Source organism: Pseudomonas sp. BIC9C, from assembly GCF_034541995.1.
In the GTDB taxonomy this organism is placed as follows: Bacteria; Pseudomonadota; Gammaproteobacteria; order Pseudomonadales; family Pseudomonadaceae; genus Aquipseudomonas; species Aquipseudomonas fluorescens_CC.
In genome coordinates this window covers 544,580-571,206 of record NZ_JAWDGM010000001.1, presented here as the reverse complement: position 1 = coordinate 571,206, position 26,627 = coordinate 544,580, and the positions used below count along the sequence as shown (strand labels likewise).

Genomic DNA, 26,627 nt, shown 5'->3' with positions numbered 1-26,627 from the left:
AAGACAAAAGAAAACCCGCACTTGGCGGGTTTTCTTTTGTCACGCTAAAAACCGGATTAGTTCTTAGGCGCTTCCGGAGCGGCAGGAGCGGCAGGAGCGGCCGGAGCAGCTGGAGCAGCCTCTTTTGCCGCTTCTGCGTTCGATTGAGCCTGATCTTTGGCGGCTTCGGCGTTTTCTTTCGCCGCGTCGTTCACTTTATCCTGAGCTTCGTTCATTTTTTGCTGGGCTTGCTCAGCATGTTGTTTAGCATCTTGAGCTTTGTCCTCGGATTTTTTATCGCAGGCAGCGAGACCGAGGGAAGCGGTCAACATCAAGGCAATAGCTAAAGTCTTACGCATGGGGTGTTTCTCCTGATGAAAAGCATCTACTGGCCTTAAGAGCCCACGCATCAGGGTTAAGTTCCTTAATTCTTTCAGATATATAAGGTTGTTCTAGTGCGGAACTTTTACCCGAACCTCCACCGCACTGTTCGAGCATAAACAAGAGTTTTTATCAAATGGCTGAGAACCCCGTTTTTGAGCGTGCGATGCGCTTTCTGTCGGCGCTGCGACATTGTCAGGTACTTGGACTAAGCGTCCACAGCGCCAGCAGCGAAGGGCTGACGATTGTGTTGCCGTACAGCCCGCAGATCGTCGGTAATCCCGAAACCGGCGTGATTCATGGCGGGGCGCTGACTTCGCTGATGGACACGGCCTGTGGCATGGCGACACTCTGCGTGCTTCCGGAGTTCGAAGTCTGCCCGACCCTCGACCTGCGCATCGACTACATGCACGCCGCCGAGCCGCATAAGAATGTCTATGGTTTTGCCCAGTGCTATCGGGTGACCACCGACGTGATTTTTGCCCGTGGCTTTGCCTATCAGGATGACCCCGGGCAACCCATTGCCCATGTGGTGGGCACTTTCATGCGCATGGGCAAGGGCATCAAGGGTGCCAAGGGCTTTGGTGGCGTGGTTGCCGGAGGTGCGCAATGAGCGAGTCTCTGAAGGACCAATTGCAAAAGGCCCACGAGCAGGGCGATTACGCCTCACTGCTGGATCTGATTCCTTATGCCCGGCTGATCGGCGTCGAATGCTCAAGGGTGGGAGATGAGTTGCTGTTCAAGCTGCCCGCGAACAAGGACAACATTGGTAACCCGTTGTTGCCGGCGATTCATGGCGGTGTGATCGCCGGATTCATGGAATTGGCTGCGGCGCTGCACCTGCTGGTGTTTATCGGAACGCCCGGGGTGCCGAAGATCATCGACTTCTCCCTGGATTACCTGCGTGCCGGGCAGTTTCGCGATACCTGGGCCCGATGCCAGGTTTGCCGCCAGGGCCGCCGGGTCGCCAACGTGGCGATTACCGCCTGGCAAAGCACCGAGGCCGAACCCATTGCCACGGCCCGTGCACATTTCAAACTCGAGGAGCCCTTGAAATCCTGAACTCAGCCCCAAACTCTGAGGACAACCCGCCGACGACCCTCAAGGTCGCGGCTTATGCCATCTGATTGGAGTTTGATGACCATGAGTGTGGAAACTCAAAAGGAAACCCTGGGCTTCCAGACCGAGGTGAAGCAACTGCTGCATCTCATGATCCATTCGCTGTATTCCAACAAGGAAATTTTCCTTCGCGAATTGATCTCGAACGCCTCTGACGCTGTCGACAAATTACGTTTCGAAGCCCTGGCCAAGCCAGAGCTGCTGGAAGGTGGCGCCGAACTGAAAATCCGCGTGAGCTTCGACAAGGACGCTAAAACCGTCACCCTCGAAGACAACGGTATCGGCATGAGCCGCGAAGATGCGATCACCCACCTGGGCACCATCGCCAAGTCCGGCACTGCCGATTTCATGAAGCACCTGACCGGCGACCAGAAGAAAGACTCGCACCTGATCGGCCAGTTCGGTGTCGGTTTCTACTCCGCATTCATCGTCGCCGACAAAGTCGACGTGTTCAGCCGTCGTGCCGGCAGCGCCGCCAGCGAGGGTGTGCACTGGTCGTCCAGGGGCGAAGGCAACTTCGAAGTCGCGACCATCGACAAGGCCGAGCGCGGTACCCGCATCGTCCTGCACTTGAAGTCCGGTGAAGACGAGTTCGCCGATGGCTGGCGTCTGCGCAATATCATCAAGAAGTACTCCGACCATATCGCCTTGCCGATCGAGTTGCCGAAAGAAGTGGCGGCCGTTGAGGGCGAGGAGAAGCCTGCAGTTGAATGGGAAACCGTCAACCGCGCCAGCGCCCTGTGGACCCGTCCGCGTACCGAGATCAAGGACGAGGAATACCAGGAGTTCTACAAGCACATCGCCCACGATTTCGAAAACCCGCTGAGCTGGAGCCACAACAAGGTCGAAGGCAAGCTGGAGTACAGCTCGCTGCTGTACGTGCCGAGCCGTGCGCCGTTTGACCTGTACCAGCGTGAAGCGCCCAAAGGCCTGAAGCTGTACGTGCAGCGCGTGTTTGTCATGGATCAGGCCGAGTCCTTCCTGCCGCTGTACCTGCGCTTCATCAAAGGCGTGGTCGACTCCAACGACCTGTCGCTGAACGTGTCGCGGGAAATCCTGCAGAAAGACCCGATCATCGATTCCATGAAGTCGGCGCTGACCAAGCGCGTTCTGGACATGCTGGAAAAACTGGCGAAGAACGAGCCTGAGCAATACAAGGGCTTCTGGAAAAACTTCGGTCAGGTCATGAAAGAAGGCCCGGCAGAAGATTTCGCCAACAAGGAAAAAATCGCCGGTCTGCTGCGTTTCGCATCGACCAGTGGCGACGATGGCGAACAGGTTGTTGGCCTGACCGAGTACCTGGCGCGTGCCAAGGAAGGTCAGGACAAGATCTACTACCTGACCGGCGAAACCTACGCGCAGGTCAAAAACAGCCCGCATCTGGAAGTCTTCCGCAAGAAAGGCATCGAAGTGCTGCTGTTGACCGACCGTATCGACGAGTGGCTGATGAGCTACCTCAGCGACTTCGACGGCAAGAGTTTCGTCGACGTGGCGCGCGGTGACCTGGACCTGGGCAACCTGGACTCGGAAGAGGACAAGAAGGCCGCGGAAGAAGTCGCCAAGTCCAAAGAAGGTCTGGTTGAGCGTCTGAAGACTGCACTGGGCGAATCCGTTGCGGAAGTGCGGGTTTCCCATCGCCTGACCGATTCCCCGGCGATCCTGGCCATCGGCGAGCAGGACCTGGGCCTGCAGATGCGTCAGATCCTCGAAGCCAGCGGCCAGAAGGTTCCGGATTCGAAGCCGATCTTCGAATTCAACCCGGCTCACCCGCTGATCGAGAAGCTCGACAACGAGCAGAGCGACGAACGCTTCGGCGACCTGTCGCACATCCTCTTCGATCAGGCGGCCCTGGCGGCCGGTGACAGCTTGAAAGATCCGGCGGCTTATGTGCGCCGTCTGAACAAGCTGTTGGTCGAGCTATCGGCTTGACTGTGTTGTAGAAAAACCCGCTTCGGCGGGTTTTTTCATTCCGGTGTTTAAACATTAGGAGTCAGAAATGAGCCAAATCACTGTACGTTCCGTTGCTTATCAGATTGACGGCCAGGCTTACGAAAGCCGCCTGGCCTTCGACGCCGACCATAAAGGCCCGCGCCCGGGTTTGTTGATGGCGCCGAACTGGATGGGCGTCGGCGCCGGTGCCGAGGAGATCGCCAAGTCTGTGGCGGCCAAGGGCTACGTGGTGCTGGTTGCGGACCTCTACGGCCAGGCGGTTCGTCCAACGAACAACGATGAGGCGGGCGCGGCGATGATGCCGCTGAAGAACGACCGGGCATTGCTGCGCAAGCGTATGCAGGCAGCGTTCGAACAATTGCAAAAGCAGGGCGAAGCGGCGGTCGATACGTCGAAACTGGCGACCTACGGTTTCTGCTTCGGCGGTTGCTGCGCCCTGGAGTTTGCCCGTACCGGCGCGCCGGTGAAGGCCGCGGTATCGTTCCACGGTACGCTGGACACGCCGAACCCGGCCGATGCGAAAAACATCAAAGGCAAGGTACTGGTACTGCACGGTGCCTCCGATCCACTGGTGCCGAAGGAGCAGTTGCCAGCGTTCGAAGATGAAATGAACGCAGCCGGTGTGGACTGGCAATTGCTGAGCTACGGCGGTGCGTTCCACTCGTTCACCGACCCGCACGCCAAGGTGCCGGGCATGATGATGTATGACGCGAAGATTGCCGCACGGGCGTTCACGTCGATGCATAACCTGCTGGATGAAGTGTTCAAGGGCTGACCATGATTTGGTCGGTGTGAGTGCCGGCCCCTTCGCGGGCAAGCCCGCTCCCACAGTTTCCAGGTTGTCCGCAAAAGTTGCGCATGGAACAAATCCCTGTGGGAGCGGGCTTGCCCGCGAAGGCGGCCTGACAATCAATAGAAAAACTAAGGCAGTTCGATCCTCTCCACTTCCCCCGGCACCGTCGGCCAGTCCCCAGCCGCCCAGCGCCGGCGCGCTTCATCAATCGCTGCCGGATCGCTGGCGACAAAATTCCAGTTGATCCGCCGTGGCCCGTCCAGTGGCGCTCCGCCAAACAGCACGGCATGACAATCGCTCTCGGCGAACAGCGTCATCTCTTCCCCGGCCGGCAGCACCGCTAGCGTGTAAGGTTCCAGCAGTTCGCCCTCCAGTTGCACCTCGCCGCTCAACACATACAGCGCACGTTCTTCATGCTCGGTGGGGATCAGCAGCGTCGTCGCCGTTTGCAGGTGCAGTTCCGCGTACAGCGTAGGAGAAAGCACTGGCACCGGTGATTCCAGACAAAAGCCTGACCCGGCAATCATGCGAATCTTCACCCCCAGGTTTTCGCTGACCGGCAATGTGGACGCCGGATGGTGGCTGTAATGCCCCGGGCCTTGTTCTTTGTCCTTGGGCGAAGCCAGCCAGATCTGCAAGCCGTGCATCGTGAAGCCGCTTTCTTTCAGGGGCTCGGGCGTGCGTTCGACGTGGGCGATAGCGCTGCCGGCCGTCATCCAGCTGACATCGCCGGTATCGACAACCTGATCGGAACCGAGGCTGTCCTTGTGCTGGATCTGCCCCTGGAACAAGTAGGTGAGGGTGGACAGGCCAATGTGCGGGTGCTGGCGGATGTTCATGCCTGTGCCCGGCGGATAACGGGTTTCCAGCATGTGATCAAAAAACACGAATGGTCCGACGCTGCGGCACTTGGCGGATGGCAACGGGCGGAGAATCGGCTGGCCTTCGACATCTTCGGTGCGGGGGCGGATCACGAGCGGAGTGTTCATGGTGCGTTCCAGGCTGAGCGGGTGATGCGGACGAGCATAACCCGCTTGCGCAGCCCTTGCCGCTATTGGCTGAACGCGCCTTCGGACAAGTGCGTTTCGATGCTGACTTCGGACGTGGTCATCAGCTTGTGGATCGGGCAGCGATCGGCCACGCGGTGCAGTTCTTCGCGCTGGGCGTCGGTGAGTACGCCCTTGAGGGTCAGTTTGACGTGCAGCGCGTATTGACCTTTCTGTTCCAGGCTGTTGTCGCGCTTGACCTCGACGCCGACACCGGTCAACGGGATGTCTTTTTTCTTTGCATACAGCTTCAAAGTCAGGGCCTTGCACGCGCCGAGTGCAGCGTCGAAGTAATCGTGCGGCTCCGGCGCCGAACCTTCTCCGCCAGCCGTGACGGGCACGTCGGCGAAGAGTTCATGGTCATCGATTTGTACGCTGTGACGGAAACCTTCGGCGGAGACGGTGTTGACAGTAACGGTCATGGGAAACCTCGCAAGCAACAGGACATTTATTCGATCAAAAAGACCTTGAAGGTATAGAGCATGGTGCCGGATGTGCGTTCCTGTTTCTTGTACGGGTGGGGCTTTTCGCTGAATCGTTACCGTAGCAGTAATGTTGTTTTGATATCACTTTTTTGTCTTACGCAAATTTTCAACAGTCCGATACCGTCTAAAGAACCAGCTGCCCGATGCAGCGCTTTTGGAAGGAACCAGGGGAATGAGTATCAGAAGTCTCAATATTGCGCCACGCGCGAGTCTCGGTTTTGGCCTGTTGGCGTTGATGGTTTTTGGCTTGGGGGCGTTTGCCCTGCTGCAGATGTCGAATATGCGGGCGCAGTCCGATCAGGTCGATGACAACTGGCTGCCCAGTGTGATGGCGGTCGGTGATATGAGTCAGGACATGTTGCGACTGCGGGCGCTGACCATGCGTTTGCTGATCAATCGCGATCCACAGGCACAGGCGCAGAACGTCAACAAAATCAACGAGCTCAAAAGTGTTCTCGGCGATGCCAAGCAACGTTATGACAAGTTGATCGTGCTGCCTGAAGATCGCGTGTTGTTCGATCGCTTCAAGGCTGCCGAGAGCAAATATCTGCAGTTCCAGAGTCAGGTGATGGCCGAAGCTACCCAGGGACGGGTGGAAGAGGCGGCGGCCATTCTCAATGGCGAGATGAATCCGCTGGCCGATGAGATCACGGTCACCCTCAGGGAGCTGGTCGAACTCAACAAGCACAACGCCAATCTGGCGACCGCAGCAGGACGTCAGGTGTTCAGCCAATCGCGGATCTGGGTCGGGGTGATGATTGGTGTGACCGCACTGATCACCATTGGCCTGGCACTGTTGTTGACGCGCAGTATCGTGTTGCCGCTGTCACAGTCGTTGAAAGTGGCCGAGGTGGTCGCCGGCGGCGACCTCACTGCAGCAATCAGCATTACCGGCAAGGATGAACCCGCACGGCTGCTGCATGCGCTCAAGAGCATGCAACAGAGTTTGCGTGAAACCCTCCAGCGTATATCCGATTCATCCAGTCAATTGGCCTCGGCTTCGGAGGAGCTCAGTAGCGTCACGGAAGATGCTACCCGTGGCCTGCATCAGCAGAGCCTGGAGATCGAGCAGGCGGCCACAGCGGTCAACCAGATGACCGCCGCCGTGGAAGAAGTGGCGAGCAATGCCGCCGCAACCTCGCAAGCGTCGCGCGAGTCCGACCGCATTGCTCAGCATGGTCGCGAACAAGTGCACCAGACTGTGCTGTCGATCGAGTCGCTGGCTGAAGATGTCACCACCAACGTCACTCAGGTCGAAGACCTGGCGCAGAAGGTGTATGGCATCACTACGGTGCTGGACGTGATTCGCGCGATTGCCGAGCAGACCAATCTGCTGGCCCTGAACGCGGCAATCGAAGCCGCGCGGGCCGGGGAGGCCGGGCGCGGGTTTGCGGTCGTGGCCGATGAGGTGCGGGCCCTGGCGCATCGCACCCAGCAATCGACTCGGGAAATCGAGCAGATGATTACCGGTATCCAGCAGGGCACTGATCTGGCTGTCAGCGCCATGCAGCAGAGCAACACCCGGGCGCGCTCGACGCTGGAGGCAGCGAAAGCGGCCGGCGTTGCCCTGGAAGATATCGCTTCGGCATTCACCGTGATCAATGAGCGCAACATCGTGATTGCCAGTGCTTCGGAGGAACAGGCGGCGGTAGCGCGGGAGGTGGACCGCAACTTGATGAATATCCGAGACCTGGCGCAACAGAGCTCGGCCGGAGCAAACCAGACCAGCGCGGCGAGTCAGGAGTTGTCACGGTTGGCGGTAGACCTGAATGCGCTGGTGGCGCGGTTTTCGGTCTGAATGACAGGCGAAAAAAAGCCCCGCGTTTGCGGGGCTTTTCGTCTCGATCCGGATCAGCTGCCTTTGACAGCCTTGCCGTTGACCGTGCCGTCCAGGAGCATGATGTTGTACTCCTTGCCGTCGGTTTCGACCTGTTGCAGGCGCACCAGCAGGTAACCCCAGTCCTTGGCGAACCACATCACGGTGATGCGTTTGTTTTGTGTCGGGTCGCGTACACGTTCAACCTTGATCGCATCGATCTTGCCGGCCTTGGTGTCGACCTTTTCAGCGCCCAGTACGCGGAAGTCATAGGTATCGACTTCATTACCGTCGACCACCTGATAGCTCATGCTTTTCTTGCCCGCGGCAACGTCTTGCTGCAAGGCCAACTGGTAGGTGGATTTGTCGAGCATGCCGCGGTTCAGCGCAACCTTGACCGCGTCGCCGCGATCGGTGCCGGTGATCACTTTGGTGTTCCAGTCGAAATCCAGATCCGATTTCTTGGCCTTGCCCAAACCGCCACGCTCAAAGTGGTACGACTCTGGAAGAAGCGTGTCCTTATCCGGGGTCAGGGTGCTTTCTTCGGTCAGGCTGGCGATCATCATCGATGCCTTGAAACTCAGTTTCCATTTGCCGTCGCTGGTTTTTTCCAGGCTGCGCTCGGCAGTGCCGCTCATGGGCAGCTGTTTCCAGTCGGCGGTGTAGCTGGCGGAGAAGGGTTGAAGGTCTGCCGCCTGGGCGAAGGGCAAGGCGAGCAGAGCGCAAGCGAAGAGCAGGGCGCGACGCATAAAATCTCCTAGTTTCGAATCAAGTGGCCGCTGGCCGCGAGTAACTGTCCATCCAGTAAAGCACCTTGCTCGCCGAGGGCTAGACGGCCTTCGGCAAACCAGCGTACGGCCATCGGGTAGATCAGGTGTTCCTGAACATGGACCCGCTGCGCCAGACTCTGCGGCGAATCCTGTAACTCTACCGGTATTACAGCCTGTACGACCAGTGGTCCGCCATCGAGTTCCTCGGTGACGAAGTGCACGGAGCAGCCATGCTCGGCGTCGCCAGCCTCCAGCGCGCGCTGATGAGTGTGTAACCCTTTGTATTTGGGTAGCAGCGAGGGATGGATATTGAGCAGGCGACCCTGATAGTGGCGTACGAAGCCCGCGCTGAGAATGCGCATGAATCCGGCCAGTACCACGAGTTCGGGGTTGAAGGCGTCGATCAGTTCGATCAGCGCGGCGTCGAAGGCCTCGCGACCTTCGAAAGCCTTGTGATCCAGGGTGCGGGTGTCGATACCCGCGTCCCTGGCGCGTTGCAGGCCGTAGGCGTCGGCGCGGTTGGAAATCACCGCAGCGATGCGGACCGGGCTGTCGCCGGTCCGCGTGCTGTCGATCAGGGCCTGCAAGTTACTGCCGGTGCCGGACAACAGCACCACGACATCACAGGTCTTAGGCATCAGTGAGCCTTGAGGTTCTTCAGTTCAACCTGAGCCGCACCTTCGGCAGCGGTGGAGATCTGGCCGATGACCCAAGGCTGCTCGCCCGCTTCGCGCAGAACGTTCAGGGCGGCTTCAACGTGCTCTTGAGCCACGCAGATGACCATGCCCACGCCGCAGTTCAGCACGCGGTGCATTTCGTTCTCGTCAACGTTGCCTTTTTCTTGCAGCCAGTCGAACACGGCCGGGCGGTTCCAGCTTGCTACGTCAACCACGGCTTGTGCGCCTTTTGGCAGCACGCGCGGGATGTTGTCCAGCAGGCCGCCACCGGTGATGTGGGCCATGGCTTTGACAGCGCCGGTTTCCTTGATCAGCTTGAGCAGCGGCTTCACGTAGATACGGGTCGGGGCCATCAGCAGGTCGGTCAGCGGCTTGCCGTCGAGCTGGGTGTTTTCGATGTCGGCGCCGGACACTTCGATGATCTTGCGGATCAGCGAGTAGCCGTTGGAGTGTGGGCCGGAAGACGGCAGGGCGAGCAGGGCATCGCCGGCGGCAACCTTGGAGCCGTCGATGATTTCGGATTTTTCCACGACGCCGACGCAGAAACCGGCCAGGTCGTAGTCTTCGCCTTCGTACATGCCCGGCATTTCAGCGGTTTCGCCGCCAACCAGCGAGCAACCCGACAGTTCGCAGCCAGCGCCGATGCCGGTCACAACCTGGGCAGCGGTGTCGACGTTCAGTTTGCCGGTAGCGTAGTAGTCGAGGAAGAACAGCGGCTCGGCGCCACATACCACCAGGTCGTTGACGCACATGGCAACCAGGTCGATGCCGATGCTGTCGTGTTTGTTCAGGTTCAGTGCCAGGCGCAGCTTGGTGCCGACGCCGTCAGTACCGGAAACCAGCACAGGCTGCTTGTAGCCGGCCGGGATTTCGCAGAGGGCGCCGAAACCGCCCAGGCCGCCCATGACTTCCGGGCGCGCAGTGCGCTTGGCGACGCTCTTGATGCGTTCGACCAATGCTTCACCGGCGTCGATGTCTACACCGGCGTCCTTGTAGCTCAGGGAGGGTTGCTTGCTCATGATCCAGGCCTTTAGGGGGGGATTTCTGGGTAACGACCGAGTCCATCGGGACCGCCGAAACAGGCGAGGGCGAGAGCCATGCGCGAATTTCAGGGTACCCGGCTGTTGCCGGTCTGCGAAGGCGCGCGATTTTATCAGGCTTGAGCCGCAGCGGCCATCCTCAGGCCGACAGCAGGGCCATATCCGTTCAAAAAAAACCGTTGATGCGCGGTGTCGGTGGCATCCTGCATGGCTGTATAAGGTATCGCGATTAACCGTCTATCGTTATGACAGTGCGAAAACTTACCCGGGACGTGTGAATGTTTTACGTCGGGCAATGGTCACAGCCTTGCTCGATCGTCTTCATGCGGTCTGTTCCAACCGCTCTTGTCGTCAGGAATCTTCCATGCGTTTTTGTAAATTCTTGCTTGTGAGTTGTTTGTCTGTGGTCAGCCTGGTCAGTCATGCCGAAACCGTCAAAGGCCTTTACCAGGTGCGCGAACCGGTGAATGGCCAGTCACCCGAGGAGCGCGATCAGGCGACTCAGCGTGCGTTGGACACCTTGGTGTTGCGCCTGACCGGCGACCCCAAGGCCGCTCAAAGTCCGGGGCTGGCCGCGATTCGCAAGGACCCGCAACAGATCATCAGCCAATACGGCTTTGATGCCGGGCCGCCGGAAGTCCTGAAAGTCGATTTCGATCCGGGCACCACCGAACAGGCCTTGCGCCGCGCTGGACTGGCCGTGTGGGGGGCCAGTCGGCCGTCGATCCTCGGCTGGTGGCTGAATGATTCCGCCGAGGGTTCAAGTCTGGTCGGCGACGGTCAGGCCAGTGCGGCACCGCTGCGTCGGGCTGCACAGCACCGAGGCTTGCCGCTGCGCCTGCCATTGGCGGATTTGAATGAGCAGATCGTCGCGACCGCGCCGAATCTGGAAGGTGCAGATCCCGCGCCTTTGCATGCGGCATCGGAACGCTACAACGCCGATGCCTTGCTCGCGGTACACGCCCAGGAAGAGGGTGGGCAGTGGCAAGCCAAGTGGCGTCTGTGGCTGGGCGATCAGAAAGAGGCTGGCACCGTGCAGGGCGCCGATCAGGCCGCCGTGGCCGATGCAGTGATGCTGGCAGTCAACGAGCGCCTGGCACCGCGGTTTGTCGCCAGGCCCGGTGCTTCGAGCGCGCAATTGCTGGAAGTGCAAGGCATGAATCTTGAGCACTACGCGTCCCTTGGGCGCTTGCTGGAGCCATTTGACGGGCGCGTTCAAAGCGTCGACGGCGACCGGATTGTGTACCGGGTCAATGGCAGCGTTGATCAACTGCGTGCTCAGTTGTCGCTCGCAAGGCTGCAGGAAGCGCCGGCGGGGCAGGCCCCGACCCCGGCAGTGCCGGTTCAGCCTGCCGTCGGTGGTGCGGTGCCTGCCCCTGCGCCCGCCCCGACACCGCAACTGCGTTTTCGCTGGTAGTTTTTCTTTCTTTATATAGAAGCAATGGAGTGGTTCATGGCCGATACGCGGCGTTGGTTCTGGCTCGGTGGGGTGGTCCTGCTTTGCGCGTTTGTCTGGTTGTTGCACCCGATCCTGACGCCGTTCCTGGTGGCGCTGTTGCTGGCCTACCTGTTCGATCCGCTGGTGGATCGACTGGAGAGGGCGGGCCTGTCCCGAACCTTGGGTGTAGTGGCGGTGTTTACCCTGTTTACACTGATCTTCACCGCGTTGCTGTTGGTATTGGTACCGCTGCTCGCCAGGCAGTTGTTTCGTTTGTATGAGCTGGCCCCGCAGATGCTCGACTGGCTGCAGCACACCGCGTTGCCTTGGGCACAATCGAAGTTCGGCTTGTCGGAAGGTTTCTGGAAGTTCGACAAGCTCAAGGCCGCCATCAGCGAGCACGTGAGCCAGACCACCGATGTTGTCGGCGTGGTGCTCAGTCATGCCACTGCCTCGGGGTTGGCGTTGATTGGCTGGCTGGCGAATCTGGTGTTGATTCCAGTGGTGAGCTTCTACTTGTTGCGCGATTGGGACCTGATGATGGCCAAGATCCGCAGCCTGCTGCCCCGTGAGCGTGAAGAGCGTGCGGTGTCCCTGGCGGGTGAGTGCCATGAAGTGCTCGGAGCGTTCGTTCGCGGACAGTTGCTGGTGATGGTGGCCTTGGGTGTGATCTACGCAGCGGGCCTGATGCTGGTCGGGCTGGAGTTGGGCTTGTTGATTGGCCTGATTGCCGGTCTGGCGGCGATCGTGCCTTACATGGGCTTTATCATCGGCATTGGCGCGGCGCTGATCGCGGGGCTGTTCCAGTTCGGTGGTGATCTATACCCGATGCTCGGCATTGTCGCGGTGTTCATGGTCGGCCAGGCACTGGAGGGTATGCTGCTGACACCGTTGCTGGTCGGTGACCGGATCGGTCTGCACCCGGTGGCAGTGATTTTCTCGATCCTGGCCGGTGGTGAGCTGTTTGGCTTTACCGGTGTGCTACTGGCTTTGCCGGTCGCAGCGGTGATCATGGTGCTGGTGCGTCATGTGCATGATTTGTATAAGGATTCTGAAATCTACGCGGGCGTCGACGAACCGGAGCTGTAAGGGGAGTCGGCGGGCGATGGCGGGCTGCCCGGGTGCGTGCCGGGTCGGCCTGCTTGCATCGTGCGACTGTCGCATGCACCGCCAAAGAATCTGTCACCAAACCAGGGTGTTAACGCAAACCTTTGATTTTGCTTGTGGTCTGTCGCATTGTGCGGTCCGCTTCACGGGTATAAACTTCGCAAACTTTACACAGAGGCCACTAACGGTTCCTTTGGAACTGTTCAGTCAGCATGAAACCGATTCAGCTGCCCCTAGGTGTGCGTCTGCGTGACGACGCCACCTTTATCAACTACTACCCAGGCGCCAATGCCGCTGCACTCGGCTATGTCGAGCGGCTATGCGAAGCCGACGCCGGCTGGACCGAAAGCCTGATCTACCTTTGGGGCAAGGATGGGGTAGGGCGCACGCACCTGTTGCAGGCCGCCTGCCTGCGCTTCGAGCAATTAGGGGAGCCTGCGGTGTATCTGCCGCTGGCTGAACTGCTCGATCGCGGCATTGAAATTCTCGACAACCTTGAACAGTACGAACTGGTCTGTCTCGATGACCTGCAGGCGGTTGCCGGCAAGGCGGACTGGGAAGAGGCGCTGTTCCATCTGTTCAATCGCCTGCGCGACAGCGGCCGACGCTTGCTGATTGCCGCGTCGACCTCCCCGCGCGAGTTGCCGGTGAAGCTGGCGGATCTCAAATCCCGCCTGACCCTGGCCTTGATCTTCCAGATGCGCCCGCTGTCCGATGAGGACAAATTGCGTGCCCTGCAATTGCGCGCATCCCGTCGCGGGCTGCATCTGACCGATGAAGTCGGGCATTTCATCCTGACTCGCGGTACCCGCAGCATGAGTGCGCTGTTCGAGTTGCTGGAGCGTCTCGATCAGGCCTCCCTCCAGGCTCAGCGCAAGCTGACCATCCCGTTTTTGAAAGAAACCCTCGGCTGGTAAACCCGCTGAAACCTGGGCTTTTGGCGGGTTTTGGCATATTTCAGGCGTTAGAAAACCCGCTTTCCTGCACGGTTGCAGGCTGCGCGTATGTTTAAAATGGGCTTAAGCGCTTAGATGTAAACGAGAAACGGATAAGTCACAAAAAGATCGATTGAATTTGCAAATGAGGTTGATAGAGGGCATAGTCTCGGCTTCTTTACAACTTTCAGCCACGGTCGTGCCCATGCTCAATCGCTTCGCACCCCTCGTGCCTCTCGCACTCGTCACCCTGCTGTTCGGTTGCGCTGCCCACACTCCAGTGGCCCAGCAAGCGCCGCAACAACAGGTTCAAAACTCCGTTACTGCCCAGTCTTCTTCTCTTTTCCAGGAAGAGCTGGCTACCGAAAAAGAACTCGCCGACTTCGCCGGTGGCAAGTCCTACCAGCTTCCGGTACTGGCCGACAGCATCCTCGAACGCGGCATGTCCCTGATCGGTACCCGTTACCGTTTCGGCGGTACCTCTGAAGCCGGCTTCGATTGCAGTGGTTTCATCGGTTACCTGTTCCGCGAAGAAGCGGGCATGAACCTGCCGCGCTCTACCCGCGAAATGATCAACGTGGACGCTCCGCTGGTCTCGCGCAGCAAGCTTGAGCCGGGTGACCTGCTGTTCTTCGCAACCAACGGCCGTCGCGGTCGCGTCAGTCACGCCGGGATCTACCTGGGTGACAACCAGTTCATCCATTCCAGCAGCCGTCGCAGCGGTGGCGTGCGGATCGATAGCCTGGGTGACAGCTACTGGAGCAAGACCTTCATCGAGGCCAAGCGTGCCCTGGCAATGGCGCCCAACGCGTCGCCAATCGTCACTGCACGTAAATAAGCGGACATTTTGTAAGGCGAACTTAAAGTCTTACTTGAAGTTTGTCGTGTAGCCGCTAGAATCTTGATCTACAAATGATGGCAAACCGCCTGCGCCCCACGCAGGCGGTTTTCTTTTCTGCGCTCCCCGCAGAAAAAGCCGCAGCCAGATCAGGATGCTCTGCTTATGACGACGTCGGCCCGCCTCGCAATCATGTTCTTCGCAGCGCTGCTCAGTGCCTGCGCCAGCCGTACACCGCCACCAGCGCCGGTGGTTCGTGCGCCCATCGTATTTGGCTCCTCACAAGCTTTTTCACCCGAGGCGGAAGACGTGCTGTTTCGCGCGCTCGGTCTGGTGGGCACGCCTTATCGCTGGGGTGGCAATACGCCGGATTCCGGATTTGATTGCAGCGGCCTGATCGCTTACGTTTACCGCGATGTCGCCGGCATTTCCTTGCCGCGCACCACTCGCGAGATGATCTCCATGCAAGCGGCGAGCGTGGGTAAGGAAGGCCTGCAAACCGGTGACCTGATTTTCTTCGCCACCAATGGCGGTTCCCAGGTCAGTCATGCCGGTATCTACGTGGGAGAAGGGCGCTTTGTCCACGCGCCGGCCACCGGTGGCACCGTGAAGCTCGACAGCTTGTCCAAGACGTATTGGCAAAAGGCTTATCTGAGCGCCAAGCGTGTTCTGCAGCCTGAACATCTGGCGCGCAACCCGTAACTTCCGGAGCTGGTTGTCATGACTGCCCGCACCCTCAATCTCGACGATTCGCTGTATCAGTACCTGCTCGACGTCTCCCTGCGGGAAACCCCGCTGCTCAAGCGCTTGCGCGATGAAACCCAGGCGCTGCCCATGGCTCGCTGGCAGGTGGCGCCGGAGCAAGGGCAGTTTCTCGCTTTGCTGGTGAAGCTGACGGGGGCCCGGCGCTTGCTCGAAGTCGGTACCTTTACCGGTTACAGCGCGCTATGCATGGCGGCGGCGTTGCCCGCTGACGGTTCGCTGATTTGCTGTGATATCCCCGGCGACTACAACACCACGGCCCTGCGCTACTGGCAGGAAGCCGGGTTGGCCGGACGCATCGATCTGCGTCTGGCACCTGCGCTGGAAACCCTCGGCAAGCTGGACCTGCCAGGCCAGTTCGATCTGATTTTCATCGACGCCGACAAGGCCAACTACCCGAGTTATCTGGAACACGCCCTGCGATTGCTGCGGGTCGGTGGGCTGGCGGTGTTCGATAACACCCTGTGGAGCGGGCGCGTGCTTGAGGCCAGTCCCGAGAGCGCGGACACCCGAGCGATCCAGGCACTCAACCGGGCCTTGAAAGACGATGCGCGGGTGGATCTGTCGTTGTTGCCGTTGGGTGATGGTTTGACCCTTTGCCGCAAACGCTGAACTGGAAATACTGTGGGAGCGAGCTTGCTCCGGGCGGCGTTCCGACGATGGCGGTAGGTCAGTCAACATCTATGTTGAATGTACCGGCCTCATCGCGAGCAAGCTCGCTCCCACAGAGTTCTGAGTTCATCCGGGATGGTGTTACCTGGCAGCCGACACCCGCCACACCTTGTTCCCCACATCATCGGCCACCAACAGATCACCCTGCCGGTCAATCACCACACCCACCGGCCGGCCCATGGCCTCTTCCTTGTCGTTAAGAAAACCGCTGAGCACATCAACCGGGTTCCCGACCGGCTTGCCGGCGCGGAAGGGCACGAAAATCACTTTGTAGCCGCTGTGCGGTTTGCGGTTCCAGGAGCCGTGCTGGCCGATGAAGGCGCCCTCGTTGAATTGCGCCGGCAATTTGCTGCCTTCGGCAAACGTCAGGCCCAGTGACGCCGTATGCGGGCCGACCGCATAGTCCGGGACGATAGCCTTGGCCACCAGGTCCGGGTTTTGCGGTTCGACGCGAATATCGACATGCTGGCCGTAGTAACTGAACGGCCAACCATAGAACGCACCGTCTTTCACCGAGGTGATGTAGTCCGGTACCAGATCGCTGCCGATTTCATCCCGTTCATTGACCGCTGTCCACAACGCACCACTGCGCGGTTCCCAGGCCATGCCATTGGGGTTGCGCAGACCAGAGGCGAAGATCCGGTGTTGGCCGGTGGCGCGATCCACTTCCCAGATCGCTGCGCGACCTTCTTCCTTGTCCATGCCGTTTTCCGCAACGTTGCTGTTGGAGCCCACGGTGACGTAGAGCTTGCTGCCGTCCTTGCTGGCGATGACATTTTTGGTCCAGTGGTGGTTCAGCGGGCCGCCTGGCAGGTCAATCACCTTGATCGGCGGTGACTGGATCTGCGTATCGCCACTTTCATAGTGAAAGCGCAGCAGGCGATCGGTGTCGGCCACATACAGGTCTTTGCCGACCAGGGTCATGCCGAAGGGCGAGTTGAGGTTTTGCAGAAACACCGTGCGGGTTTCTGCAACGCCATCGTGGTCCTTGTCGCGCAGCAAAGTGATGCGGTTCGGGCTGGGCACACGAGCCCCGGCGCGGCCCATGACTTTCTTCATCACCCAGCCGCGAATGCCTTTACCGTCTTCGGGTTTGGGTGGTGCGCTGGTTTCCGCCACCAGCACGTCGCCATTGGGCAGCACATAAAGCCAGCGGGGGTGATCCAGGTCTTCGGCAAAAGCGGCCACTTGCGTGCCATTGGCGGCGACGGGTTTCGCACCCGGTGGCCAGCCGATGGCCGGGGCGATGTTCATGGTCGGGATCAGGGTTTTGTTCGGTTCCGGCAGTCGGGGTGAAGGACCGGTGCCGTCGGAGACCTGCAGGCGGGAGGTCTCGCTACAAGCGGCGAGCCCTCCGCAGAGCGCGATAACGAGAACGAGCGGGGGCTTGCGCATGCTGGTGTTCCCTATGAATGCCTTGTTCTAATCATAGAGATGCGTTGTTGACCGATGGTTCAACCCTTAGCCGCGTGCTTCCTTGAACAGCACCGCAATGCCGGGGTGATAGTTGCCGGCTTCGTTGCGCAATTTGCGGTAGGCATAGGGGAAATACCAGGCGACGGCGCAGGTGTGTTCCTTTTGCAGGTCGTCGACCATGTCCTGGAGTTCTTCCGGTGTTGCGCCTTGCTGGGCTTTTTGCGGGGCGACGAACAGGCAGCCGATTTTCAGGTCGCTGGCATGGCTTACTCGCTTCGCATCGCTGGCGATGTCGAGCAGGGCCTGGGTCAGATTGAGGCTGTTGACCCGTGGCCAGCGCTGGCTGGTCTGGATGTAGGCGCGGGTTTCGGGCGAGGCGAGGAACAGGTCGGCACGGCCGTTGCGGTCGCCTTCTTCGGTCTGTTTGCGGGTGGGGGTCTGTTGCAGCGTGACCATCTCGGCCATCCAGGCCGCGGCAGACAGCAGTCCGAGATTGGCTTTTTCGTCGTGCCAGTACGGTGTGTCGCCATCGCCGCGGACGGTGTTATAGCGGTCGATGCATTCGAACCAGCGCTCGAGCACCGGGCGCAGGAATTCCAGCTTTGGATTGCTGATGATCATGCCTTGCATGGGCTCACCCTTGTTATTGTGTTGTGGGGTTGTGGCTCTTTGATATCACTGCTGCGAGCGTGGCACAAGATTGACGTCAGTTTATTGATTGACGACAGTTTTTCGGCAGGTGGCCGCCCGGCTTTAATTGACGCTCCACCCCCAACCCTCTAACCTTCGCGGCTTGTTTCAGGTGCTCTGTGACTTGGGTCGACAGAGTGAAACAGGGAAGCCGGTGAGTGAGTCCTTCCGTTCGTCGAAGGCCTGCAATTCCGGCGCTGCCCCCGCAACGGTAAATGAGTGAAAACTGTGTGTGATGCCACTGTGTCGATTCGATGCGGGAAGGCGCACAGTCTGGCCCCGTGGCCACTCATGAGCCCGGAGACCGGCCTGATTCATCCAGCGGCATCACGGTGGGCGATGCCAGGCTTGTTGCCGTCTATTGCTGTGCCTGCCCGCCGTTATTCCTGCCTCAACGGAGAGCTCCCCCATGACTGATACCCCCGATCGTGACGAACGCCACCTGGCGCGCATGCAGCGCAAAAAAGCCGTGATCGACGAACGCATCGCCAATTCCCCGAACGAGTGTGGCCTGTTGCTGGTGCTGACCGGTAACGGCAAAGGCAAGAGCAGTTCGGCCTTTGGCATGCTCGCCCGCGCCATGGGGCATGGCATGCAATGTGGCGTGGTGCAGTTCATCAAGGGCCGCAACAGCACGGGCGAAGAGTTGTTTTTCCGGCGCTTTCCCGAGCAGGTGCGTTTTCATGTGATGGGCGAAGGTTTTACCTGGGAAACCCAGGACCGTCAGCGCGACATCGCCGCCGCCGAAGCCGCCTGGGCGGTGTCGCAGCAACTGTTGCGCGATCCGTCTATCGGTCTGGTGGTGCTGGACGAGCTGAACATCGCCCTCAAGCATGGCTACCTCGACCTCGATCAGGTGCTCAGCGACTTGCAGTCCCGGCCACCGATGCAGCACGTGGTGGTCACCGGTCGTGCCGCCAGGCCGGAAATGATCGAGATGGCTGACACCGTCACCGAAATGGGCGTGATCAAACATGCCTTTCAAGCCGGGATCAAAGCGCAGAAAGGCGTCGAGCTGTGAACCAGCCTCGTCATTGCCCGGCGGTACTGATTGCCGCGCCGGCTTCCGGCCAGGGCAAGACCACCGTCACCGCGGCGCTGGCCCGTTTGCATCGCAATCAGGGGCGCAAGGTCCGCGTGTTCAAGTGCGGCCCCGACTTTCTCGATCCGATGATCCTCGAGCGCGCCAGCGGTGCGCCGGTGTATCAACTGGACATGTGGATGGTCGGCGAGCAGGAGAGTCGCCGGTTACTGTGGGAAGCTGCGGCTGAAGCCGACCTGATTCTGATCGAAGGCGTCATGGGACTGTTCGACGGTACGCCGTCGAGCGCCGATCTGGCGCGGCATTTTGGTGTGCCGGTGCTGGGTGTGATCGATGGCACCGCCATGGCCCAGACCTTCGGTGCACTGGCCCTGGGACTGGCGCGCTATCAGCCGGACTTGCCGTTCGCCGGGGTGCTGGCCAACCGCGTCGGCACGCTGCGCCATGCGCAACTACTCGAAGGCAGCCTGACCGAAGGTTTGCGCTGGTACGGCGCGCTGTCCCGGGAAACCGGGATCGAATTGCCGAGCCGGCACCTGGGGCTGGTTCAGGCCAGTGAGCTGAACGATCTCGACCTGCGCCTCGATGCGGCCGCCGATGCCCTGGCCAGCAGCTGCGAGGTTGCGCTGCCACCGGCAGTCGAGTTTGCCGCACCGGATGTCATTGCCGCCGAACCGCTGCTGGCCGGTGTGCGCATTGCCGTCGCCCGGGATGAAGCCTTTGCATTCACCTACGGCGCGAGCCTGGACTTGCTGCGGGCGATGGGCGCCGAGTTGTCGTTCTTCTCGCCGATCCGCGACCGTGCGTTGCCAGAGGCCGACAGCCTGTATCTGCCGGGTGGTTACCCGGAGCTGCACCATGTTGCACTGGCGCAAAACACCGCGATGCTCGAAGCGATCCGCGCCCACCACCAGGCAGGCAAACCGTTGCTCGCCGAGTGTGGCGGCATGCTGTATCTGCTCGATTCCCTGACCGATGTCGAGGGCACTCGCGCCGAACTGGTTGGCGTGCTGGCCGGTGATGCGGTCATGCAAAAGCGTCTGGCGGCGTTGGCGTTGCAAGCGGTGGAACTGCCGGAAGGTTCGCTGCGCGGGCACACCTATCACCATTCGCTGACCACCACTGAGCTGGTGCCGATTGCACGTGGCTTGAGCCCTAATGGCGGGCGCGGGGCGGAAGCGGTTTATCGTGAGGGGCGGATGACGGCCTCTTATGTGCATTTCTATTTTCCGTCCAATCCATCGGCGATTGCCGCGTTGTTTGCGCCCGACCGAGAGGACGCCTTCGCGAGCAAGCCCGCTCCCACAGGGGATCGCGTTTCTTCAGGCGACTCACTTTTAAATGTGGGAGCGGGCTTGCCCGCGAAGAGGCCATGACGAACAACGCATTTTCCGAAGCCGAACGCGCAGCGGTCTATCGCGCCATCACCGAACGCCGCGACATGCGCCACTTCAGCGGCGGCACCGTCGAGCCTGAATTGCTCCGGCGCCTGCTCGAGGCCGCACACCAGGCACCCAGTGTCGGCCTGATGCAGCCTTGGCGTTTCATCCGCATCAGTGATCGCGCCTTGCGCGGGCAAATCCAGGCCATGGTGGAAGAGGAACGCATCCGTACCGCCGAAGCCCTAGGCGAGCGCAGCGATGAGTTCATGAAGCTCAAGGTGGAAGGCATCAACGATTGCGCCGAGGTACTGGTCGCCGCACTGATGGACGACCGTGAGCAGCATATCTTCGGTCGCCGCACCTTGCCGGAAATGGACATGGCCTCACTGTCCTGTGCCATCCAGAACCTGTGGCTGGCGTCCCGCGCGGAAGGGTTGGGCATGGGCTGGGTGTCGCTGTTCGAACCCCAGGCACTGGCGGACTTGTTGCGGCTGCCACCGGGCGCCAAACCGCTGGCGGTGCTGTGCCTGGGACCGGTCAAAGCGTTCTACCCGGCGCCGATGCTGGTGCTCGAAGGCTGGGCGCAGGCGCGTCCGCTACATGAATTGCTGTACGAAAATTATTGGGGAGTGAGTCAATGAGTGTGGCGTTGCTGAGTGTCGCCGCGGTTGCGCTGGATGCGCTGCTGGGTGAGCCCAAACGCTGGCATCCGCTGGTGGCGTTCGGCCGTTTTGCCGACCGCATCGAGCAACGTTTCAACGGCGGTGGTCGTGGCTGGCGTAGCCATGGCGTCACTGCGTGGGTGATCGCCGTGTTGCCGCTGACGCTGTTGGTTACGGCATTCTCCTGGGCGCCTTATGTCGGCTGGATCGTCGAGATTCTCGCGCTCTATTGCGCCCTCGGCCTGCGCAGCCTCGGCGAGCACGTCACGCCTGTGGCCAAGGCCCTGCGCAGTCATGATCTGGATGCTGCGCGCACGCGGGTGAGCTATCTGGTCAGCCGCCAGACCAGCGAACTGGATGAAACTGAAGTTGCCCGTGCCGCTACCGAGTCGGTACTGGAAAACGGCAGCGATGCGGTGTTCGCGGCGTTGTTCTGGTTTGCCGTGGCGGGTGCGCCGGGTGTGGTGCTCTACCGCCTGAGCAATACGCTGGATGCGATGTGGGGCTATCGCAACGAGCGCTTCGAACGGTTCGGTTGGGCCGCGGCGAAGATCGATGACGTGCTCAATTACATTCCTGCGCGTCTGGTGGCCCTGACTTACGCGCTGCTGGGCAAAACCCGGCTCGCGTTGAAATGCTGGCGCACCCAGGGCCCGACCTGGGACAGCCCGAACGCCGGCCCGGTGATGGCGGCAGGGGCGGGTGCCCTGGGTGTCGAATTGGGCGGGGCGGCGATTTATCACGGCGAACTGCATCAGCGTCCTCGGTTGGGCGAAGGCGTGCCGGCGGATGCCGACTCCATTGACCGGGGCTGGCAATTGGTCCAGCGCGGGGTATGGTTATGGCTGCTGATTCTCTGCATGGGGGCTGAGTTTTATGCTTGAGCACGGTGGGCGGCTGCGCAAGGCAGCGCTCGAGTACGGCATCGATGAAGCTGACTGGCTGGATTTGTCCACGGGGCTTGCACCTTGGCCGTTCCCGGTGCCGGATATCCCGCTGCGGGCCTGGGCCCGTCTGCCGGAGACGGACGATGGCCTGGAGCAAGCCGCCTGTGATTACTACGGCACCTTGCAGGCGCTACCGGTGGCCGGCTCGCAAATGGCGATTCAACTGCTGCCGCGATTGCGTCGGGCGGGCAAGGTCGGCGTGCTGTCGCCGTGTTATGCCGAGCACGCCGAAGCGTGGCGTCGCAACGGCTACATCGTGCGGGAAGTGCTGGAGCAGGAAGTCGACTTCTTTATCGACAGTTTCGACGTGCTGGTGGTGGTCAATCCGAATAACCCCACAGGCCTGAGCCTTACGCCCAGTCGCTTGCTCGACTGGCACACACGCCTGGCCCAACGCGGTGGCTGGCTGGTCGTGGACGAAGCGTTCATGGATAACACGCCGCGACTGAGTCTGGCGCCGTTTGCCCATCAAGTCGGGTTGATCGTCTTGCGCTCCTTCGGCAAGTTTTTCGGCCTGGCCGGAGTGCGCCTGGGGTTTGTGCTGGCCGAGCGCAAGTTGCTCAAGTTGCTGGCTGAACAAGTGGGGCCGTGGGCCGTGAGCGGGCCGACCCGGGTGGTGGGCCAGGCCTGCCTGCGCAATACCGAAGAGCAGACTCGGCAACGGATGCGTGCGGATGACGCCAGCGAGCGCCTTGCGTCGTTGCTGGAGCAACACGGGTTCCAGCCGCAGGGCGGTTGTGCGCTGTTCCAGTGGCTGATCACCGAACGCGCCGAAGAGCTGCGTGAGTTCATGGCCCGGCGCGGCATTCTCCTGCGGTTGTTCACGCACAACAGCAGCCTGCGATTCGGCTTGCCCGGTGACGAAGCCGCCTGGGTGCGACTGGCGCAGGCATTCGAAGATTTCGCCAAGGAAAACCAATGACCACGCTGATGGTGCAGGGCACCACGTCGGATGCCGGTAAAAGCACGCTGGTGACCGCACTGTGCCGTTGGGCCACGCGCCAGGGCACAAGGGTGGTGCCGTTCAAGCCGCAGAACATGGCACTCAACAGTGCGGTGACCGCCGACGGTGGCGAGATCGGCCGCGCCCAGGCGGTACAGGCCCAGGCCGCGCACCTTGAGCCGCACGCCGACATGAACCCGGTGCTGCTCAAGCCCAACAGTGACACCGGTGCCCAGGTGATCATCCATGGCCGCGCCGTGACGACCATGAACGCCGTTGCCTATCACGACTACAAAACCATTGCGATGCAAGCGGTACTGGCTTCCCACCAGCGTTTGAGCGCGGCATATCCACTGGTGATGGTCGAGGGCGCGGGCTCGCCGGCGGAAATCAATTTGCGGGCTGGCGACATCGCCAACATGGGCTTCGCCGAAGCGGTGGATTGCCCGGTGGTGCTGATCGCCGATATCAACCGTGGCGGGGTTTTTGCCCATCTGGTGGGCACCCTTGAACTGCTGTCGCCGAGCGAACAGGCGCGGGTCAAAGGGTTCGTGATCAATCGTTTTCGGGGTGATATCGCGTTGCTGCAACCCGGTCTCGACTGGCTCGAAGAACGCACCGGCAAGCCGGTGATTGGCGTGCTGCCGTACGTGATGGACCTGCACCTGGAGGCCGAGGACGGCATCGATCAACGCCAGGCCGATAAAGCCGACCAGGTACTGAAAGTGATAGTGCCGGTGCTGCCGCGCATCAGCAATCACACCGATTTCGATCCGCTGCGCCTGCATCCGCAAGTGGACCTGCAATTCATCGGCCCCGGCCAGGCGATTCCGCCCGCCGACCTGATCATTCTTCCTGGCTCGAAAAGCGTGCGCAGCGACCTCGCGTACCTGCGGGCCAATGGTTGGGAAACCGCCATTGCCCGGCACCTGCGTTACGGCGGAAAACTGCTGGGGATTTGTGGCGGCCTGCAGATGCTCGGTGAGCAAGTGCATGACCCGTTGGGTCTCGAAGGTGCGCCGGGTTCCAGTGCCGGTTTGGGGTTGCTGGCGTTCCAGACTCAGCTCGAGCAAGAGAAGCAGTTGCGCAATGTGCGTGGGCGCCTGGCGCTGGAAGATGCGCCGGTTGCGGGTTATGAAATTCATGCCGGCGTGACCACCGGGCCGGCGCTGGAAAATGCCGCCGTGCAACTGGATGACGGCCGCTGTGACGGTGCGCAAAGTGCGGACGGGCAGATTTTCGGCACCTACCTGCACGGGTTGTTCGAATCGCCAGCAGCGTGCAGTGCGCTGTTGCGCTGGGCCGGGTTGCAGGAGGTGCAGGCCGTGGATTACCACGCCTTGCGCGAGCGCGATATCGAGCGGCTGGCGGATCTGGTGGAGAAGCATCTGGATACCGGGCTGTTGCGTCAGCTCTGCGGGATTTGAGGCGCTTGCCATGGCCTCGTCGTCGGAACGCCGCCCGGAGCAAGCTCGCTCCCACAGAGATTCGGGTTGATCATGAATTTTGAGTACACCTCGTAACCCTGTGGGAGCGGGCTTGCCCGCGAAGAGGCCAGCCGCTTCACTGAAGATTTCAAGGAAACAACCATGCTGCAACTGATCCTCGGCGGCGCTCGCTCCGGCAAGAGTCGTCTGGCTGAAAAACTCGCCATCGACAGCGCTCTGGCCGTGACCTACATCGCCACCAGCCAGCCACTGGATGGAGAAATGAGCGAGCGGGTGGCCCATCACCGCGCCCGTCGTCCTGCCGAATGGGCATTGATCGAAGAGCCCGTGGAACTGGCCCGGGTGCTGCGCGAATCCGCCCGTACCGACAGATGCCTGCTGGTGGATTGCCTGACCCTGTGGCTGACCAACCTGCTGATGCTCGACGATGCCGAGCGCCTGGCTGCCGAGCGTGATGCCTTGCTGGACTGCCTGGCGTCGCTGCCAGGTGAAATCATTTTTGTCAGCAACGAGACCGGAATGGGTGTCGTGCCGCTGGGCGAATTGACTCGCCGCTATGTCGATGAGGCCGGTTGGCTGCATCAAGCTCTGGCTGAGCGCTGTCAGCGTGTCGTGCTGACCGTCGCCGGCCTGCCCCTGACTCTGAAAGGAACTGCGTTATGACTCAATCCTGGTGGCTGAACCCGTGCAAGCCGGTCGATACCCAAGTGGTCGAACAGGCACAGGCGCGGCAACAGCAACTGACCAAACCGGCCGGTTCTCTCGGCCAGCTGGAATCGGTGGCGGTGCAACTGGCGGGTTTGCAGGGGCGGGTCAAGCCGAGTCTGGAGCAGGTGTGGATCGCGATTTTTGCCGGCGACCATGGCGTCGTCGCCGAGGGCGTGTCGGCGTTTCCCCAGGAAGTCACCGGGCAGATGCTGCACAACTTCGTCAACGGCGGTGCGGCGATCAGCGTGCTGGCGCGGCAACTGGGCGCTTCCCTTGAAGTGGTGGACCTGGGCACGGTAACGCCGTCGCTGAACCTGCCGGGTGTACGCCACCTGAACGTCGGCCTGGGCACGGCGAATTTTGTGCAGGGTCCGGCCATGACCGAGGCGCAGGGGCAACTCGCCTTGCAAGCCGGCCGTGACAGCGTGCAACGGGCAATGGCCACCGGTGCGCAGTTGTTTATCGGTGGCGAAATGGGCATCGGTAACACTACCGCCGCCAGCGCCCTGGCGTGTGCTTTGCTCGATTGCCCGGTGAGCCATTTGACCGGGCCTGGTACCGGGCTCAACGCCGAAGGTGTCAGCCACAAGGCCCAAGTGATCGAGCGCGCCTTGGCACTGCATGGCGCGCAGCGTGACGATGCCTTGCAGACCCTGTTCAACCTCGGCGGCTTTGAGATTGCCGCGCTGGTCGGTGCCTATCTCGCCTGTGCCCAGGCAGGTGTCGCGGCGCTGGTGGACGGTTTCATCTGCAGTGTCGCGGCCCTGGTTGCGGTGCGCTTGAACCCTGAATGCCGCCAGTGGCTGTTGTTCGGTCATCGCGGCGCCGAGCCGGGCCATCGTCATGTGCTGGAAACCCTGAATGCACAACCGTTGCTCGATCTCGGCCTGCGGCTTGGCGAAGGCAGTGGTGCGGCATTGGCCGTGCCGTTGCTACGTCTGGCCTGCGACCTGCACGGGCAAATGGCGACCTTCGCCGAGGCCGCCGTGGCAGATCGTCCGGCATGACCTTGCGCCTGGATTTGTTGCGTCACGGTGAAACCGAACTCGGTGGCGGGCTGCGCGGCAGTATCGATGATGCGTTGACCGACACGGGCTGGGCGCAGATGCGCGCCGCCGTGGTCGGCCGAGGGCCATGGGATCGGCTGGTCAGTTCGCCGTTGCAGCGTTGTGCGCGGTTTGCCGAGGAGCTCGGTGTGCAATTGGCTGTGCCGGTGCAATTGGACAACGACCTGCAAGAGTTGCATTTCGGTGCCTGGGAAGGGCAGAGCGCGGCGGCGTTGATGGAAACCGACGCACAGGCGCTGGGCTTGTTCTGGGCCGATCCCTATTCGTTCACACCGCCTCAGGGAGAGCCGGTCGCAGACTTTTCGGCACGGGTACTGGCAGCGCTGGAGCGTTTGCATGCGTCCTTTCCCGGTGAGCGCATTTTGCTGATCAGCCACGGCGGTGTGATGCGACTGTTGCTGGCACAGGCTCGCGGGCTGCCGCGAGAACAACTGCTGAACGTTGAGGTCGGGCATGGCGCGGTGTTTTCGCTGACGCTGGAGTCCGCAGGCTTGTTGAAGGAAGTGCTCTGACC

At 60.9% G+C, this 26,627-nt stretch carries 28 protein-coding genes, 1 pseudogene and 1 riboswitch; of the genes and pseudogenes, 21 read left to right on the top strand and 8 right to left on the bottom strand.

Going from position 1 to position 26,627, the window contains the following annotated elements; translation table 11 throughout:
* Window positions 1-56 precede the first annotated feature (56 nt).
* A complete protein-coding gene (locus RS887_RS02815; protein WP_322614307.1) occupies window positions 57-338 on the bottom strand; it encodes a hypothetical protein in 282 nt (93 codons plus the stop codon).
* Window positions 339-496: 158 nt separating this feature from the next.
* Between RS887_RS02815 and RS887_RS02810 the strand changes: the two genes are divergently transcribed.
* From RS887_RS02810 to RS887_RS02795, 4 genes are all read left to right on the top strand, one after another.
* The gene (locus RS887_RS02810; protein WP_322614306.1) at window positions 497-973 is read left to right on the top strand and encodes a PaaI family thioesterase; all 477 of its coding nucleotides are present in this window, start codon (window positions 497-499) and stop codon (window positions 971-973) included.
* Entirely contained in the window at window positions 970-1,422 is a 453-nt protein-coding gene (locus tag RS887_RS02805; RefSeq protein WP_322614305.1) for a PaaI family thioesterase, read from the top strand. Before RS887_RS02810 ends, RS887_RS02805 begins: the two co-directional genes overlap by 4 nt.
* Before the next feature lie 81 nt (window positions 1,423-1,503).
* Window positions 1,504-3,408 (top strand): molecular chaperone HtpG, encoded by a 1,905-nt coding sequence (gene htpG, locus RS887_RS02800; RefSeq protein ID WP_322614304.1) that lies wholly within the window; start codon window positions 1,504-1,506, stop codon window positions 3,406-3,408.
* A gap of 67 nt (window positions 3,409-3,475) precedes the next feature.
* Window positions 3,476-4,204: a dienelactone hydrolase family protein gene (locus tag RS887_RS02795; RefSeq protein ID WP_322614303.1), complete on the top strand. Its 729-nt coding sequence runs from the start codon at window positions 3,476-3,478 to the stop codon at window positions 4,202-4,204.
* Window positions 4,205-4,350: 146 nt separating this feature from the next.
* Here RS887_RS02795 and RS887_RS02790 read toward each other — a convergent pair whose 3' ends face one another.
* Window positions 4,351-5,211: a pirin family protein gene (locus tag RS887_RS02790; RefSeq protein WP_322614302.1), complete on the bottom strand. Its 861-nt coding sequence runs from the start codon at window positions 5,209-5,211 to the stop codon at window positions 4,351-4,353.
* A 62-nt stretch (window positions 5,212-5,273) separates the two neighbouring features.
* A complete protein-coding gene (locus RS887_RS02785; RefSeq protein WP_322614301.1) occupies window positions 5,274-5,690 on the bottom strand; it encodes an OsmC family protein in 417 nt (138 codons plus the stop codon).
* A 235-nt stretch (window positions 5,691-5,925) separates the two neighbouring features.
* Here RS887_RS02785 and RS887_RS30475 point away from each other — a divergent pair.
* Together RS887_RS30475 and RS887_RS30470 are read left to right on the top strand one after the other, a co-directional pair.
* Window positions 5,926-6,696: pseudogene (locus RS887_RS30475) on the top strand (MCP four helix bundle domain-containing protein); the annotation flags it as partial.
* Window positions 6,688-7,551 (top strand): methyl-accepting chemotaxis protein, encoded by an 864-nt coding sequence (locus RS887_RS30470; protein ID WP_416339947.1) that lies wholly within the window; start codon window positions 6,688-6,690, stop codon window positions 7,549-7,551. The pseudogene RS887_RS30475 and the gene RS887_RS30470, both read left to right, overlap by 9 nt.
* Before the next feature lie 53 nt (window positions 7,552-7,604).
* On the opposite strand, the gene RS887_RS02775 is transcribed toward RS887_RS30470, so the two are convergent.
* The 3 genes from RS887_RS02775 to purM are packed head-to-tail and all read right to left on the bottom strand — an operon-like array spanning window position 7,605 to window position 10,035.
* Entirely contained in the window at window positions 7,605-8,318 is a 714-nt protein-coding gene (locus RS887_RS02775) for a DUF3108 domain-containing protein (protein ID WP_111282772.1), read from the bottom strand.
* An 8-nt stretch (window positions 8,319-8,326) separates the two neighbouring features.
* Window positions 8,327-8,977: a phosphoribosylglycinamide formyltransferase gene (purN, locus tag RS887_RS02770; protein ID WP_057399406.1), complete on the bottom strand. Its 651-nt coding sequence runs from the start codon at window positions 8,975-8,977 to the stop codon at window positions 8,327-8,329.
* A complete protein-coding gene (purM, locus tag RS887_RS02765; RefSeq protein ID WP_008049708.1) occupies window positions 8,977-10,035 on the bottom strand; it encodes a phosphoribosylformylglycinamidine cyclo-ligase in 1,059 nt (352 codons plus the stop codon). Before purM ends, purN begins: the two co-directional genes overlap by 1 nt.
* 385 nt (window positions 10,036-10,420) lie before the next feature.
* On the opposite strand from purM, the gene RS887_RS02760 reads away from it, so the two are divergent.
* The 6 genes from RS887_RS02760 to RS887_RS02735 all read left to right on the top strand — a co-directional run bounded on the left by RS887_RS02760 (window position 10,421) and on the right by RS887_RS02735 (window position 15,748).
* Complete coding sequence (locus RS887_RS02760; protein WP_322614299.1) at window positions 10,421-11,473, top strand: DUF2066 domain-containing protein; 1,053 nt, start codon at window positions 10,421-10,423, stop codon at window positions 11,471-11,473.
* A gap of 36 nt (window positions 11,474-11,509) precedes the next feature.
* Complete coding sequence (locus RS887_RS02755) at window positions 11,510-12,583, top strand: AI-2E family transporter (RefSeq protein ID WP_322614298.1); 1,074 nt, start codon at window positions 11,510-11,512, stop codon at window positions 12,581-12,583.
* 230 nt (window positions 12,584-12,813) lie between these two features.
* Window positions 12,814-13,518 carry a DnaA regulatory inactivator Hda gene (gene hda, locus RS887_RS02750; RefSeq protein WP_007898944.1) on the top strand — a complete coding sequence of 235 codons (705 nt, stop codon included), beginning with the start codon at window positions 12,814-12,816 and terminating at the stop codon, window positions 13,516-13,518.
* Between the two features lie 223 nt (window positions 13,519-13,741).
* Complete coding sequence (locus RS887_RS02745; RefSeq protein WP_322614297.1) at window positions 13,742-14,374, top strand: C40 family peptidase; 633 nt, start codon at window positions 13,742-13,744, stop codon at window positions 14,372-14,374.
* A gap of 165 nt (window positions 14,375-14,539) precedes the next feature.
* Window positions 14,540-15,076, top strand: a complete 537-nt coding sequence (locus RS887_RS02740; protein WP_322614296.1) for a C40 family peptidase — start codon at window positions 14,540-14,542, stop codon at window positions 15,074-15,076.
* A gap of 18 nt (window positions 15,077-15,094) precedes the next feature.
* On the top strand, window positions 15,095-15,748 hold the full coding sequence (locus RS887_RS02735; protein ID WP_322614295.1) for an O-methyltransferase: 654 nt from the start codon (window positions 15,095-15,097) through the stop codon (window positions 15,746-15,748).
* Between the two features lie 141 nt (window positions 15,749-15,889).
* On the opposite strand, the gene RS887_RS02730 is transcribed toward RS887_RS02735, so the two are convergent.
* Window positions 15,890-17,203, bottom strand: a complete 1,314-nt coding sequence (locus tag RS887_RS02730; protein WP_322614294.1) for a sorbosone dehydrogenase family protein — start codon at window positions 17,201-17,203, stop codon at window positions 15,890-15,892.
* Window positions 17,204-17,269: 66 nt separating this feature from the next.
* On the bottom strand, window positions 17,270-17,854 hold the full coding sequence (locus RS887_RS02725) for a hypothetical protein (RefSeq protein WP_322614293.1): 585 nt from the start codon (window positions 17,852-17,854) through the stop codon (window positions 17,270-17,272).
* Window positions 17,855-18,007: 153 nt separating this feature from the next.
* Window positions 18,008-18,242: riboswitch (cobalamin riboswitch) on the top strand.
* A gap of 81 nt (window positions 18,243-18,323) precedes the next feature.
* Here RS887_RS02725 and cobO point away from each other — a divergent pair.
* From cobO to cobC, 9 genes are all read left to right on the top strand, one after another.
* Window positions 18,324-18,935 carry a cob(I)yrinic acid a,c-diamide adenosyltransferase gene (gene cobO / locus RS887_RS02720; protein ID WP_111282756.1) on the top strand — a complete coding sequence of 204 codons (612 nt, stop codon included), beginning with the start codon at window positions 18,324-18,326 and terminating at the stop codon, window positions 18,933-18,935.
* Entirely contained in the window at window positions 18,932-20,332 is a 1,401-nt protein-coding gene (locus RS887_RS02715; protein WP_322614292.1) for a cobyrinate a,c-diamide synthase, read from the top strand. The genes cobO and RS887_RS02715 overlap by 4 nt, the downstream gene beginning before the upstream one ends.
* Window positions 20,329-20,979, top strand: coding sequence for a 5,6-dimethylbenzimidazole synthase (gene bluB / locus RS887_RS02710; RefSeq protein WP_322614291.1), 651 nt, complete (start codon window positions 20,329-20,331; stop codon window positions 20,977-20,979). Before RS887_RS02715 ends, bluB begins: the two co-directional genes overlap by 4 nt.
* Window positions 20,976-21,884 carry an adenosylcobinamide-phosphate synthase CbiB gene (cbiB, locus tag RS887_RS02705; RefSeq protein ID WP_322614290.1) on the top strand — a complete coding sequence of 303 codons (909 nt, stop codon included), beginning with the start codon at window positions 20,976-20,978 and terminating at the stop codon, window positions 21,882-21,884. The genes bluB and cbiB overlap by 4 nt, the downstream gene beginning before the upstream one ends.
* Window positions 21,877-22,869: a threonine-phosphate decarboxylase CobD gene (cobD, locus tag RS887_RS02700; protein WP_322614289.1), complete on the top strand. Its 993-nt coding sequence runs from the start codon at window positions 21,877-21,879 to the stop codon at window positions 22,867-22,869. The genes cbiB and cobD overlap by 8 nt, the downstream gene beginning before the upstream one ends.
* A complete protein-coding gene (locus RS887_RS02695; RefSeq protein WP_322614288.1) occupies window positions 22,866-24,317 on the top strand; it encodes a cobyric acid synthase in 1,452 nt (483 codons plus the stop codon). Before cobD ends, RS887_RS02695 begins: the two co-directional genes overlap by 4 nt.
* 162 nt (window positions 24,318-24,479) lie before the next feature.
* Window positions 24,480-25,001 (top strand): bifunctional adenosylcobinamide kinase/adenosylcobinamide-phosphate guanylyltransferase, encoded by a 522-nt coding sequence (gene cobU / locus RS887_RS02690; protein WP_322614287.1) that lies wholly within the window; start codon window positions 24,480-24,482, stop codon window positions 24,999-25,001.
* Window positions 24,998-26,053, top strand: a complete 1,056-nt coding sequence (gene cobT / locus RS887_RS02685) for a nicotinate-nucleotide--dimethylbenzimidazole phosphoribosyltransferase (protein WP_322614286.1) — start codon at window positions 24,998-25,000, stop codon at window positions 26,051-26,053. Before cobU ends, cobT begins: the two co-directional genes overlap by 4 nt.
* Complete coding sequence (gene cobC / locus RS887_RS02680; RefSeq protein ID WP_322614285.1) at window positions 26,050-26,625, top strand: alpha-ribazole phosphatase family protein; 576 nt, start codon at window positions 26,050-26,052, stop codon at window positions 26,623-26,625. Before cobT ends, cobC begins: the two co-directional genes overlap by 4 nt.
* The last annotated feature ends 2 nt before the right edge of the window (window positions 26,626-26,627 follow it).